The 12,832-nt window shown below is 51.2% G+C and carries 13 protein-coding genes and 1 tRNA gene; 5 read left to right on the forward strand and 9 right to left on the reverse strand.

Annotated features, from left to right (window positions below; all coding sequences use genetic code 11):
• Nucleotides 1-59 precede the first annotated feature (59 nt).
• The 9 genes from HUU59_03805 to HUU59_03845 are packed head-to-tail and all read right to left on the reverse strand — an operon-like array spanning nt 60 to nt 8,763.
• Nucleotides 60-458 carry a hypothetical protein gene (locus tag HUU59_03805; protein ID NUO18552.1) on the reverse strand — a complete coding sequence of 133 codons (399 nt, stop codon included), beginning with the start codon at nt 456-458 and terminating at the stop codon, nt 60-62.
• 43 nt (nt 459-501) lie between these two features.
• The gene (locus HUU59_03810; protein NUO18553.1) at nt 502-1,812 is read right to left on the reverse strand and encodes a thymidine phosphorylase; all 1,311 of its coding nucleotides are present in this window, start codon (nt 1,810-1,812) and stop codon (nt 502-504) included.
• 5 nt (nt 1,813-1,817) lie between these two features.
• On the reverse strand, nt 1,818-3,107 hold the full coding sequence (locus tag HUU59_03815; protein NUO18554.1) for a glucose-1-phosphate adenylyltransferase: 1,290 nt from the start codon (nt 3,105-3,107) through the stop codon (nt 1,818-1,820).
• Nucleotides 3,108-3,135: 28 nt separating this feature from the next.
• Nucleotides 3,136-4,491 carry a phosphoglucosamine mutase gene (gene glmM, locus HUU59_03820; protein NUO18555.1) on the reverse strand — a complete coding sequence of 452 codons (1,356 nt, stop codon included), beginning with the start codon at nt 4,489-4,491 and terminating at the stop codon, nt 3,136-3,138.
• Complete coding sequence (locus tag HUU59_03825) at nt 4,485-4,940, reverse strand: GAF domain-containing protein (GenBank protein ID NUO18556.1); 456 nt, start codon at nt 4,938-4,940, stop codon at nt 4,485-4,487. The genes glmM and HUU59_03825 overlap by 7 nt, the downstream gene beginning before the upstream one ends.
• A gap of 3 nt (nt 4,941-4,943) precedes the next feature.
• Entirely contained in the window at nt 4,944-6,614 is a 1,671-nt protein-coding gene (locus tag HUU59_03830; GenBank protein NUO18557.1) for a hypothetical protein, read from the reverse strand.
• 2 nt (nt 6,615-6,616) lie between these two features.
• Nucleotides 6,617-7,138 (reverse strand): type 1 glutamine amidotransferase, encoded by a 522-nt coding sequence (locus tag HUU59_03835; GenBank protein NUO18558.1) that lies wholly within the window; start codon nt 7,136-7,138, stop codon nt 6,617-6,619.
• Nucleotides 7,139-7,142: 4 nt separating this feature from the next.
• Entirely contained in the window at nt 7,143-8,093 is a 951-nt protein-coding gene (locus tag HUU59_03840) for a DMT family transporter (GenBank protein ID NUO18559.1), read from the reverse strand.
• Nucleotides 8,077-8,763 (reverse strand): HAD family hydrolase, encoded by a 687-nt coding sequence (locus HUU59_03845; protein ID NUO18560.1) that lies wholly within the window; start codon nt 8,761-8,763, stop codon nt 8,077-8,079. The genes HUU59_03840 and HUU59_03845 overlap by 17 nt, the downstream gene beginning before the upstream one ends.
• Nucleotides 8,764-8,876: 113 nt before the next feature.
• Here HUU59_03845 and HUU59_03850 point away from each other — a divergent pair, with 113 nt between their 5' ends.
• The 5 genes from HUU59_03850 (at nt 8,877) to HUU59_03870 (ending at nt 12,808) form a co-directional block, all read left to right on the forward strand.
• The gene (locus HUU59_03850) at nt 8,877-9,878 is read left to right on the forward strand and encodes an aldo/keto reductase (GenBank protein ID NUO18561.1); all 1,002 of its coding nucleotides are present in this window, start codon (nt 8,877-8,879) and stop codon (nt 9,876-9,878) included.
• Nucleotides 9,879-9,954: 76 nt separating this feature from the next.
• Nucleotides 9,955-10,641 carry a DUF5020 family protein gene (locus HUU59_03855; GenBank protein ID NUO18562.1) on the forward strand — a complete coding sequence of 229 codons (687 nt, stop codon included), beginning with the start codon at nt 9,955-9,957 and terminating at the stop codon, nt 10,639-10,641.
• A gap of 232 nt (nt 10,642-10,873) precedes the next feature.
• Nucleotides 10,874-10,946 (forward strand) — tRNA-Ile (locus HUU59_03860).
• Between the two features lie 197 nt (nt 10,947-11,143).
• A complete protein-coding gene (locus tag HUU59_03865) occupies nt 11,144-11,887 on the forward strand; it encodes a hypothetical protein (protein NUO18563.1) in 744 nt (247 codons plus the stop codon).
• Entirely contained in the window at nt 11,888-12,808 is a 921-nt protein-coding gene (locus HUU59_03870; protein NUO18564.1) for a nucleotide-binding protein, read from the forward strand.
• Nucleotides 12,809-12,832: the final 24 nt, after the last annotated feature.

Raw genomic sequence — 12,832 nt, forward strand, 5'->3', positions numbered from 1 at the left:
GATGACGTCATTGCAAAAGGGCCGCTTCGAATAGCGGCCCTTTGTCATTTCTTACCGGTTTACTTCTTCAAGGATTTCTTGGCGGCACTCTTTGCAGTCTTTTTCGAAGGTGCGGCGGACTTCTTCGCGGGCTCCTTTTGAGTGGACTTGCTGGCAGAAGCCTTCTTGACCGGCTTATCAGGCTCCTTTACCCGAGCCGACGATTCCTTTGCGGGGCTTATCGCCTTTTTCGATTCGGGAACCACGCCGACGATAGCGTCAATCTCCGACTTTAACTTCTCAATTTTGCCTTCAAGGCGATCCTTCAGCTTAACGACTTCGCGGTTCATTGCGCTTGCATGGCCAGCTCCCAAGAGCGCACCCAGTTTCCACTTTCCGGAGGACGCCTGAAGTTCTTTCTCAGCAATCGCGAGCTTCAACTTCAACGACCGTAGTTTCTTTTCAAGCAATTCATCCATTTGACCACTGCACTTTCCTTGATTTAGGCATGGCTTAAAAGAATCAGTTAATTTCAAAATACTTCAGCGGACGAGGAGGGGAGCTTACTGCCCCGATTTCGAACGCCTTCTGGATTTGTAACAGGCATGCCGACACATTAACATCTGGATTGCTCCATTGCATCACAGCAAGTAAGTCTCCCGCGTGCACTTTATCGCCCCGCTTCACGCAAAACTCAATGCCTGCAGTGTGATCAATGGCCGCGTTGGCAATTCTTCTTCCTGCGCCGATCTCCACGAGGGCCAAACCGATGTCTCGCGGATTAATCTCACGAACTATACCGTCTGTTTCAGCCCTGATTTCCCGTTTGAAGAGCGCGGGATAACCCGATGCGAACTGACTCCATGCCCTGGTGCTTGCACCTTGAGCTTCTGCAATTTCACAGAATCGTGAGTATCCTTTGCCCGACAAAAGAATATCAGTGAATTTGCGACGACCGCTTTCCACAGATTCGCTAACTCCGCCGAGCCATAGCATCGTCCCGCCAAGGAGTTCACATAATTCCAGGAGTCTTTCATCTCCGGCACCGGTTGACAGAACTTTCAAGCATTCGGCGACCTCGATGCCGTTTCCCGCGGTTCTGCCCAGAGGTTCGTGCATGTCCGTCCCATAGGCGATGGTCCTGACTCTGTAATGCTTCGACCATGTCACGAGTTTCTGCGCAAGATCCCGTGCTTCCTGTTCACTTTCAAGGAATCCTCCCGGACCGATCTTCACGTCCATTACAAGCGCATCAGTCCCTTCGGCGATTTTCTTCGAAAGGATGCTCGCCGCAATCAACGGCGGAATTGCAACTGTAGACGTGACATCCCGTAACGCATATAGTTTCCGGTCGGCAGGCACAATTTCGTCCGTTTGTGCTCCAAACGCACAGCCATGTGTCCGCAGGACACGGTCGAACTCTTCAACGTCAAGGTTGACTTTCATGCCTTGAATGCTTTCGAGCTTGTCCAAAGTTCCTCCGGTGTGACCAAGAGCACGACCCGAAATCATCGGAACGGCGAGACCAGCAGCTGCGACGACTGGAGCAACAATCAAAGAGGTCTTGTCACCCACTCCGCCGGTTGAATGCTTGTCCACCTTGACGCAGGGAATATGCTTAAAGTCCAGCCGTTTTCCGGATTGGATCATCGCATCAAGAAACCTCAATCCTTCCCTGTCATTCAAACCGCGGAAGAAAATCGCCATTAACAGAGCCGACATTTGGTAGTCGGGAATCAACCCACTCGTGAAGTCCCCCACCAAGTCATCTATTTCGGCATCGCTTAACTGCAAGCCGCGCTGCTTTCGCGCTATTAAATCAGTAAGCTGCACGACTGCTAACGAGCGGGGATGACCGCGCCGTCCGGAATAACCGCATCCTTCTCGACAATAACTATTCCATCGCGAACGGCATATCCATCGCCGTCGTGATCGGCCATGTTGTCGCCCGGGTCAATGCGAACACCGTAGCCGATTCGTGCATTCTTGTCAATGATTGCGCGACGAATGACGGTGTCACCGCCGATACCCACATCAGGACGTCCGATTTCCCTGTTTAACTTGAGTGACTCAGCCGTCTCAAAATAGTCGGCGCCGCAGACAACGCTGTCAATAATCTTGACACCGGACTTGCAAATCGTCCGTGTGCCGAGTATCGAATGTTCAACTGCACCATGTTCAATCTTCGAACCGGCACATACCATCGCCCTCTTCAAGTAGACTTCTCGCATACTCGCGCCTGGAAGAAATCTCGGTCTTGTGAACAAGCGGAGGGAAGGGTCGTAAAGTGCGAATTGCGGTTGAGGGTCTGTCAAAGCCAAATTGGCATCATAATAGCTCTTAATGGTTCCGATGTCCTCCCAGTAGCCGCTGAAAGGATAGGCATAGACACGGTGCGAATGTATTGCAGCAGGTATCACATGTTTTCCGAAATCCGATCCCGTGTCCGGAGCAAGCAACTGTTCGATAGCCTCCCACTTTATTATGTAGACACCCATGGATGCCATGACAACCTGTTCATCCGTGTCAAAGTCGTCGGAACGAAACATTTCACCTGAAAGTTCCCAACCCTTGATTTCGGAGGGGTTCTCTGGTTTCTCTTTGAAAGCTGTGATACGGCCTTCATCACTCACCTGCATAATCCCGAACCTCTTGGCATCTTCAATTGTCACGGGATACGTGGCGATCGTGATATCGGCCCGGGAACGGCGGTGTAGAGCAAGCATGCCTCGATAGTCCATCCAATATATATGGTCGCCTGACAGGATTAATACATCGGTTGGATTGGACGGCTTTATGTGGCGAAGGTTTTTTCGCACGGCGTCGGCGGTACCCTGCAACCAATCGCTTGTATCAATGGTCTGTTCCGCTGCAAGCACCGTCACGAAACCGTCACGAAAGGCATCAAATGTATAAGTCATCGACACATGGCGGTTCAGCGAGGCTGAATTGAATTGCGTTACAACAAAGATTTTACTGAGGTCAGAGTGCAGGCAATTTGAAACGGGAATATCTATCAGCCGATACATTCCGCCGAAAGGCACTGCCGGCTTCGACCTTGGTTTCGTAAGCGGATGGAGCCTTGTGCCTCGTCCGCCGCCTAGAATTACAGATGCGACATGATCCATTAGTAGTTAAATAGGGTTATAATCAATTTCAGCTTAGTTTTTTTAGAATCAAATCAGCTAGTTCTTCCGCCCGCTCACTTGACGAAGCTTCGGCAAACACGCGCACGATCGGTTCTGTATTGGACTGACGAGCCTGCACCCACGCATCAGAGGTTCGCCACTTCAGTCCGTCTAGGCAATCGGGCGTTCCAAGCGAATCTACCGAATTCAAGCGCTCCATCGCTTCTCTTTGCTCCTCAAGCGAATTAAATTCCCGCTTCTTCTTAACGAGAGAAAACCGCGGCAAACTGTCAAACAAGTCCGCTGAAGTACCGCCAAATTCAAGTAACGCCTTCAGGACAAGTGCTGCTCCGACAGCTGAATCACGCGCTGCGTGAATCATGGGGAGCATCACTCCACCGTTGCCTTCGCCTCCAATTGCAGCATTGACCTCTATCATCTTCCGAGCCACATGGGCCTCGCCAACTTTTGTTTCAAAGTACTCGCGGTTAAAGTCCTTCGCGATTTCTCGTAACGCAAGCGAAGTTGAGCAGTTTGCGACCACCGGACCCGGTATGTGCGGCAACGCAGCAAGCGCTGCTACGCAAAGTGTCAATTCTTCTCCTGCAGGCAACCCGTCCGATCTTACCAGAGCGAGTCTGTCTGCATCGGGGTCAAGGACGAATCCGATGTCAACACGATCCTCTCTCATTGCAGAGGAGATTTTTCGCAGATTTTCGTTCGTTGGTTCCGGATTGCGAGGAAATCTGCCTGTTGGTTCAACATGATAGCTCACGACCTCGCAGCCCAGCATATCAAGCATTCTGGTCAGTAGCTCCCCGCCTGCGCCGTGAACAGCATCCAGACCGACTCTGAACTTTCGTTTTCGAATTGCATCGGCGTCGAGAAATGGCAAGCCGAGAACTGCGTTTAAGTGGCTTTCAATTGCATGTTCATCCCTTGCGTACGTACCAACTTCAAATGCAGGGACATCAAAAGAGCGGTCCCCTTCCACGAGGGAACGCAGCAGTTGACCTTGGCCTGAGTCAATAAACAGTCCGTCGCTTCCGTAGAACTTCAAAGCATTCCACTCGGCAGGATTGTGGCTTGCAGTAATCGCGATTCCGCCGGATGCAGAATGCCGCTCGACCGCGAGCGATACAGTCGGTGTTGGCACAACGCCGACATCTATAATACTCGCGCCAGCCGACGCAAGTCCGGAGATGGTCGCTGCCCGCATCATTGTTTTGCTCACACGGCTGTCGCCGCCGACGACAACAGTACCTTTGGAGCACAAATGTCCGAAGGCCTGTGCCCAGCGCAGACACACCGAAGCGGTCATACTCTCTCCGACAATTCCGCGAACTCCGGACACCGATATCATCAGTGGCGGCTTGTTTACCATCTTCCCGGCCACTCTCTCCCGATTAAAACGGCAACTTCTTCCAGAAAATTCTTATCTGAAGCATCAAAGTCACCAATACCTTTACCGTCAATGTCAATCTCGCCGATGATGAGTCCGTCCGCGTAAATCGGGACAACAATTTCCGACTTAGTATGGGTAAAGCAAGACAGATAACGAGGATCAGCATTCACGTCGTCCACGATAATCGTCTGCTGCTCCCTGACCGCAGCTCCGCAGATACCCTTGTCAATCGGAATGCGAACGTGCTCCGTCGGCTGATCGCCTGTCCAAGGCCCCAGAGTGAGCTGATCGCCATCGACCCAGTAAATTCCTATCCAATCGTACTTAGGATTGATTGATCGGAGCAGGTCACACAGCGCCTGGCAACGGGACCTGAAGTCAGACTCAGGTAACTGTTTGATTATTGCGGATAGGGAAGACTTAATCATTGCCTAGTTATGAGAATTACACCACGAAATAAATTCGCTTGCTGTCCACGTGGAAGGGCACAGGCTGGCAGGAATTGGGCCTTTTGCGGCTAATTCAAGTCCAAAGTCAATTTCATCGAGGCCGGAAGCCTGGTGAGCGTCCGGATTCAAAGGAATTGGAACACCAAGTTCAAGTGCCGTCTGATACCATCTCCAATCGAGATCCAAGCGGTGCGGGCTGCAGTTTAGCTCAATAGCCTTGCCGTTTCGGGACGCACATTCAATGACTCTGTCATGGTCAATTGGATACCCCTCTCGCTTCAGCAGCAACCGTCCGGTTGGATGTCCAAGTATGTCGACATGAGGATTCTCAAGAGCTCTGCATATGCGGTCTGTTGCCTGATCAACGCTCATGCCGAACCCTGAGTGAATGGATGCAACAACGAAATCGAATTGAGAAAGCAGGCTGTCGTCAAAATCAAGAGTGCCGTCCGGAAGGATGTCACATTCCGTTCCCCTAAGAATCCTGAACGGTGCAAGTTCGCTGTTCAGATCGTCGATTTCTTCCCATTGCTGATAGACACGATCCCGGTCAAGCCCGCGTGCGTATGCGGCGACTTTCGAGTGATCTGCTATTCCCAAGAATTCGTAGCCTCGAGCGATCATGGCTTCCGCCATTTGCCTTAATGAATGCTGACCATCTGAGTATGTCGTATGCACATGCAAGATTCCCCTCACGTCCTGTCGCTTCAATTGCTCAGAATACGGACCTTGTCCTTTTTTTCGCAGCGCAAGTCCTTCCTCGCGCAATGGCGGCGGCACACTTTCCAGCCCTAACATGCCGTAGACCTCCTCCTCCGTTGACGACAATGGCAATTCGCCATGTTTCCTGAGTTCCGCCAAATGAGCCTTGGAACCCGTTGCCTGCACCAGTTTGGTACCTAATTCGGAGGGAGCACAGATGGACAATTCAATATCAATCTCGGACGAGTGCCGTCCTGTCCAAATGTCGCTTTCAGTGGAGCTCCATGTGATGTCCTGATGTCCAAGTATACATTCGCGGATACTTGAGTGTCTTGGTATATCCGCACACACGACGCAATCCAGGTCTCCTACAGTCTCACCATGACGTCTGTAGCTTCCACAAAAGTGAACAGAAACTATCCCCGGGATCCCTTGCAAGTCATGCGTGAGTTTTTCCACCACGGCACGCGCATGGTGACGCAGTTTCCGGGCTCCGCACCGTCTGATAAAAGCGATGCTGGCTCTGAACCGCTCAAGTGTCTTTCCACCGAACCCGGACAGTGTCGCCAATCTTCCAGAATCTATTGCCGCATCGAGGTCTTCAAGAGAAGTAATCTTCCCCTGCAGCCAAAGAGTTTGGGCTTTCTTCGGTCCCAGGCCCTCCACCTTCAGCAAATCAAGAACACCGCGAGGCACACGTAGTCGAGTAGCTTCGAGTTCAGCAAATGTTCCCGTTTCAGCGGATTCCCTGATGACTTGAACCAATGACGGTCCGATGCCTTTGACCATGGAGAGCCGATTGCCGACAAGAAGTTCTTCAAGCGAAGCTCCAACAGTGGAGAGTTGCCGGGCGGCATTAGCGAAAGCCTTGCTGCGGATTCCCTCTTCATTCAAGAGATCGAGCAGCAATGCGTATTCTTCGAGCAAATCAACGACGTCGCCGCGTGTCATCTTTATACGGCCAGCAATTCGATGAAGTTTCGCATGAAAACAGGCAAATCCTCAGGTTTTCGAGAAGTGACCAGATTCTTGTCAACAACAACCTCCTCGTCGACCCATTTTGCTCCTGCGTTCACCATGTCATCGCGAATGGCGACATAGCTTGTCACCTTGCGACCTCGCAAGACATTTGCTGAAACGAGAACCCACCCACCGTGGCAAATGCATGCAATTGGTTTCTTGGCACGGTTCACCTCGCGCACCAACTCAAGCACTGAGTCATGGGTACGAAGTTTGTCCGGCGCCCAACCGCCGGGAATGACAAGACCGTCCAGACCAGCCGCCTTAACCTTATCCGCCGTTTTGTCAACTTTGGCCGGGTATCCATATTTACCGACATACTCCGGTGATGAACCCGTTCCGATGAGATATACTCGTGCGCCGGCTTCCCGCAGTCTTAAGACTGGGTACCAGACTTCGAGGTCCTGATAATGGTGTTCTACGAAGATACCGACTTTCTTGCCTGCGATGGACATCATATTATCCCACTACTTTTCTGCGAAACTCACCTGCACGGCGAACAAACGCCGGTGCATCCATCAATATCACACCGATAATCACAAGCAGTCCTCCTATGACTAGCGGCCACCCTATGACCTCCCCAACGAAAAAAGACGACAGAAACGTTGCGACAACCGGCTGCGGTGTAGTCAATATGGCAACTTGCGACGGGTCAATCTTTGACAGAATCCGATACCAGACAATATAGGCAACGACGGTGAGAAGGAGACCGGAGTACAACGCCCCGCCCCATCCGATCCATGTGATTCCAGAGTAATCCTGATGAACGGCAGAGGTAATCAAAAAGGGAAGACTGATGACTGTTCCGACAATAAGCAGTACACATGTTGCCGGAACAGCGCCATACTTAATGACGAGCGGCTTGCCCAGAACAGTGTAAGTTGCCCATGCGAGCACGGCGGCAAAAATCAGGACGTCACCGGTGAACACGGATGAGTTGACATCAAACTGACCTCCGCGTGTAACAACCAGTGCCAGTCCCGATAATGAGACAGCAATGGCCAGAACCTTGTGCCGCATAATCCGTTCATAACCTAGCGCGGCTGAAAGAAACAAAGCAAACACCGCAGTTGTACCGTAAAGCAGCGACGCATGGGAAGGAACGGTCATGCTCATTCCGTAGAGGTAGATTAGTTGATTGACCGGGACGGCGACGGCTGCAAGCAAGATGACGCGAGTCCAATCGCGTTTCTCTATTTTGGGCCATGCACTTGCCCACTTTGTCAGGAGTAAAAGACCAATCAATCCGATTATCAATCTCCAGAATCCGAAGGCCAATGGATGGAATTCTCGGAGAGCCAGCTTATTCACAACGTACCCACCACCTGTCAAGGTAATGTGGACTCCCATTAAGCCGAGCAATGACAACCGGCCATTGGCGTGTACCGGTTTGCTAGACGAAGAGTCCAAGAATCTCCTGCGTATCGCTCAGATTTTCAACGACGGCGTCGGCACCTGTCTGCCGCAACATTTCAATAGAGTACTTCCCGCCTGTTGCCACCGCGAGGCTTCTCAGACCGGCCAGGCGCGCGCCCTCAACGTCAAACGCGGTGTCCCCAATTACCCAAGTCATTTCAGGTTCAAAATTATATTTGTAATGCTGCGCGGCTTCGGCTACGGCGTCCCTCATGATCAGATACCGTTCTTCGTGGATGTCCCCGAAACCTCCGACTGGAAAGTACTTGTTCAACCCAAAGTGTCCGATTTTGGCACGCGCCCCTGGCTCCATATTTCCAGTCCCAAGCGCCAAGGCGAATTCAGTTGGCTTGGACCGCAAAGAGTCAAGCAGTTCTCGTACCCCTGCATGCACTTTTGCCCGCGGGCTTGACGAAATTGCCTCGGGCAGGTGCGCCAGATACCTAGGTTTGAACTCATCGTAACCTTGTCGCCAGTCACCTCTCAGTCCCGTGCGTTCAAAGCATTCCCTGAAAATCAGTGGGTCAGTCCGGCCATGCATGGAGAGTCCTTCGGTAACCGGTTCGCGGCCGAAAACCTCAAGGAATGCTTTGGAGTATGCTCGATACGTTGCGCCGTCCAAACTAGTCAGGGTGCCGTCTATGTCGAAAATTAGCAGTTTCATATGCATTGCTGTTAATTTAAGCTAAGCCAACGGGATAATCAAGGAGAAAACTCCTGGCGCTTGCTTATCATGTAATTCACGGTTATCTTGCACAAAATCATGAAGGAGTCATCTTGAAGCTTGCAAATCTGGGCAAGACGGGCGTCAGAATAAGCCGTGTTTGTCTAGGTACCATGACCTTTGGGCATCCGGAATACGGATGCGAGTTTGATGAGGCGCGGAGCATCGTCGATGCCTACATTGATGCGGGCGGGAATTTCATCGACACAGCCGATGTGTACGCAAAGGGGCAATCTGAAGAATACCTTGGACGCATTCTGGGGGCCCGCCGGAAGGACGTGATTCTGGCTTCCAAAGGCTTCTGGGCGGTAGAACCCGGACCAAACAACTGTGGCGCAACGAGAAAGCATCTGGTAGATGCATGCGAAGCCTCACTGCGTCGGCTCAAGACAGATTTTTTGGATCTCTATTACGTCCACATTTGGGACCCGATTACACCACTTGACGAGACCTTAAGCGCTCTCAATTCACTGGTAGAGCACGGTAAGGTCAGATATATTGGGGCAAGCGACTATTTCGGCTGGCAATTCAGTGAAGCAATTGGCCTCTCACGGCTGCGTAATTGGCATTCTTTTGTTGTACATCAGGCTGAATACTCAGTGCTGGCACGGGATATTGAAATTGAGATTGTCCCTTCAGCTTCCCACAATGGTGCCGGCATAATTGGCTGGTCACCTTTGGCAGGCGGCCTGTTGACGGGCAAGTATTTCACAAGTCCTCTCGGACGGTTCAGCAGCGGTGATGCCGGCAGGTGGTGGGGTGATCGGTTCGGGAATGAGGCAAACTACCGAGCAGTCGCCGAGCATAATCGCATTGCATCGAGCATTGGCGTTTCTCCGGTTAGTTTGGCAATTGCATTCACCTTGAAGCCGGAGTGGATGACATCGACAATAATTGGAGTTCGTACAGTTGATCAGTTAAGTGCAAACTTGGCGGGAGAATCTCTGGAAATTGATGAAACTGTATATGCAGACTTGCTGTCTATCAAACCTCCATACCGGCAGTTTCCATCTGCAATGCAGGAAAATGCCCTTAAACTTCGACAAAAATACTGATAGTAACCGAATGGACTGGTCTGCTTGAGTACCGGAAAACCTCAAGCAGGCTTCACAAAGGAAAGGAAAACCGGACATGCCTCTAATACTCAGTTTGTTGCTGATAGCTGTTTCTGTCCATGCCGCCGACACTTACGTAAATGGCCAACTGCATCGGGATTTTAACCGAGAGGTGTTCACCTCCACCGTGGAAGTTTGGAGTGGTGACAGAATCGGTTCAACATTCTTCTTTGCCGACTTTGATTTTGGTTCGAGCGGACAGGAGCAGTCGTATTTTGAGGTTTCAAGGCATTTTGAGTTAATGAGGCCACAGAAACTCGGACATTTGAACGCATCAGTGCAGTTCAACGATGGCGTAACGCCGTCAGACGGTTATTCGGGCAAGCTGATTCCTCGTACGCTTCTCGCTGGTCTGGCCTTGACGGAACTGAAGTCGGGGAATGCAGTATTTGAACTCCAAATTCTTGCAAGACAAGAATTTGGAGCGAAACTGGGTTGGCAGTTAACCGGGGTATGGTTCGTGCCGGTTGCGAATTCCCCCTTTGAGATCCTGGGCTACGTTGACTGGAATACTAACGAATATGGGGAACAACCTGTTTCCATTCAAGCCGAGCCCCAATTTCAGGTCCGAAGAGGACATGTTGTTTTCGGGTCGGAAATCGAGATTTCGCGCAATTTCGCCGGAGCTTATACTGATGACGGAGGATATGAGACCGGCAAGTGGTATGTCCACCCCACGCTTTACCTTCGGTACGACCTGTAGCTCAACGCAACACGGCGAACTGCCCTCTCAAGCAGGAGGCGTTGTCAGAAATAAAGTCAAGAAAAACAAAAAGTTGATTATCTGACTAGGCAAATCGGGTGGCTTGACAAGTCACGGTAGGTTTGTATATTAAGAGTCTACGCTGGTGATGGAGCTTCGGAGGACGCGCGGGTGTTGCGGTGACCGTGTGGAGTCGCCTCCTCCTCTGATGAAGAGGCAACTGGCGGAGCATGGGCTCATAGCTCAACGGTTAGAGCAGCGGACTCATAATCCGTCGGTTCCAGGTTCGAATCCTGGTGGGCCCACCGCGCGGCGACCACCGGTACCAGCGATGAAAACGGAGTTCCTTGTCTTGCGCACCACGCTGTATTGTGATATCACATTTGACTCCCCGTGCAGTGTGGGCAGGGAAATGCAGTTCGATTGAGGTGTGCGGACAAATCTTCGCGCACCTTTTTTCGTTTTAGTTTACACCATTTCAGTATAGGTAGGCAAAGTAGAAGTGATCATCCAGGACGCCACTCCGGAACAGGTTCGAAGTGCCTTGCGCGCACTGTCAGAAATTCAAGAAATTGATTTAGAATTGGCGGAAATTGCAGAAGAACGTGGAGGCCTCCCTGAGCAGGTTCATGATCTTGCTGAACGAATAAGGGAGTATGAATCCTTTATTTCTTCAAAGGATAAAGAACGGGAACAGTCGGAAAAGGTCGCGGGCGAGTCGGGTCACAAACTTGCAGTGGCCCGTGAGAAGCTGACGAAGTATCAGGAGCAGCTATACTCGGTTACGACGACCCGCGAATATGACGCAATCACGACTGAGCAGGAAACCGCTAAGCGCGAGATAGGCGAGTTTGAGGCACTGATTTCAGCCAACACAACAAAGGCAGTTGAGCTGGCTCAATTGGTCGAAGAACGGCAGACCGAACTCGAGCAACTTCGTTTGGATAAGATTGCCCGGGAAGAAGAACTTGAGCGCAAGTTGAAAGAAACGGCAGGCCTTGAAACCGAGTTGCTTGCACGCCGCAGTAAAGCCGCGGCGAACCTGAATGTGCGATTGCTCGCGCATTATGAGCGAATCCGGGATGCCAAGGATGGCCGCGGAATTGCTACTTTGGTTGGCGAAGCGTGCGGCGGCTGTTTCGCGTTGATTCCTCCGCAAACTCAAGTGATAATCAAGCAATCACGGGACATTTATGCCTGTGAGGCATGCGGTCGCTTTATCGCACCGGATCTCGACAGCCTGTAGTTGGAACTTCACGCACATATTGACGGCGGCGCGCGCGGCAATCCCGGCCCGGCGGCGATTGGAATTGTGATACACGATGACAAGGGGAACCTGCTTTATGAAGAGGGGACCTACATCGGACACGGCACGAACAACGAAGCCGAGTATCGCGCGCTGATTCGCTTATTGGAAGTCTGCGCGACGGACCCGGTCATCACGTCCAGCGGAGCAAGCGTTTTGCGCGTAGCCTGCGACAGTTTGTTGATTGTCAATCAAGTTCTGGGCGAGTGGAAAATCAAAGAGCCGCGCTTGGCCACGCTTCATTCCGAAGTACGAGAAGCAAAGAAGAAAGTTGGTTTTCAGCTTAGAATTCGGTATATACCGCGGGAAGAAAACAAAGACGCGGATAGGTTAGTTAACAAGGCGCTCGATGGAGAATCCACGGAGCGGATTTTGACAAAGGAATCAGCAAGAGCTACAATAGATACTGTCTTCGTAGTGTATGGAAGAGATTCAACTGCAAGGGATCAACTTGAGTTGATTCTTAGGCGGATTGACATAAACCCGATAATCATTGGTCGTATACATCCTGATGGTTCGACGATCATTGACAGACTTGAACAGCATCTTAATGCTTGTACATTTGTGTGTGTGCTGCTTACTCCAGATGACGAAGGACGTCTACGAGATAGTCACGGTTCACCTTTGGCGCTTAGAGCGAGACAAAATGTAGTTCTGGAGCTTGGGTGGGCACTTGGCCGCCTAGGCCGAGACAAAGTGGCAATAATCCACAAGAGCGACGTCGATATGCCATTTGAAGATCCAACTGACCTAAGGGGGCTTGTGCACTATCAATACAAACATACTGTCGAAGAAATTAAGGTAGATTTGGCAAAGCATCTTCAGAAGAATGGTTTCACAATTGACATCCAGAAGTTATAGGATTATTTGGTTAAATAGGGGCAA

The organism is bacterium, from assembly GCA_013360195.1.
GTDB lineage: Bacteria > Electryoneota > RPQS01 > RPQS01 > RPQS01 > JABWCQ01.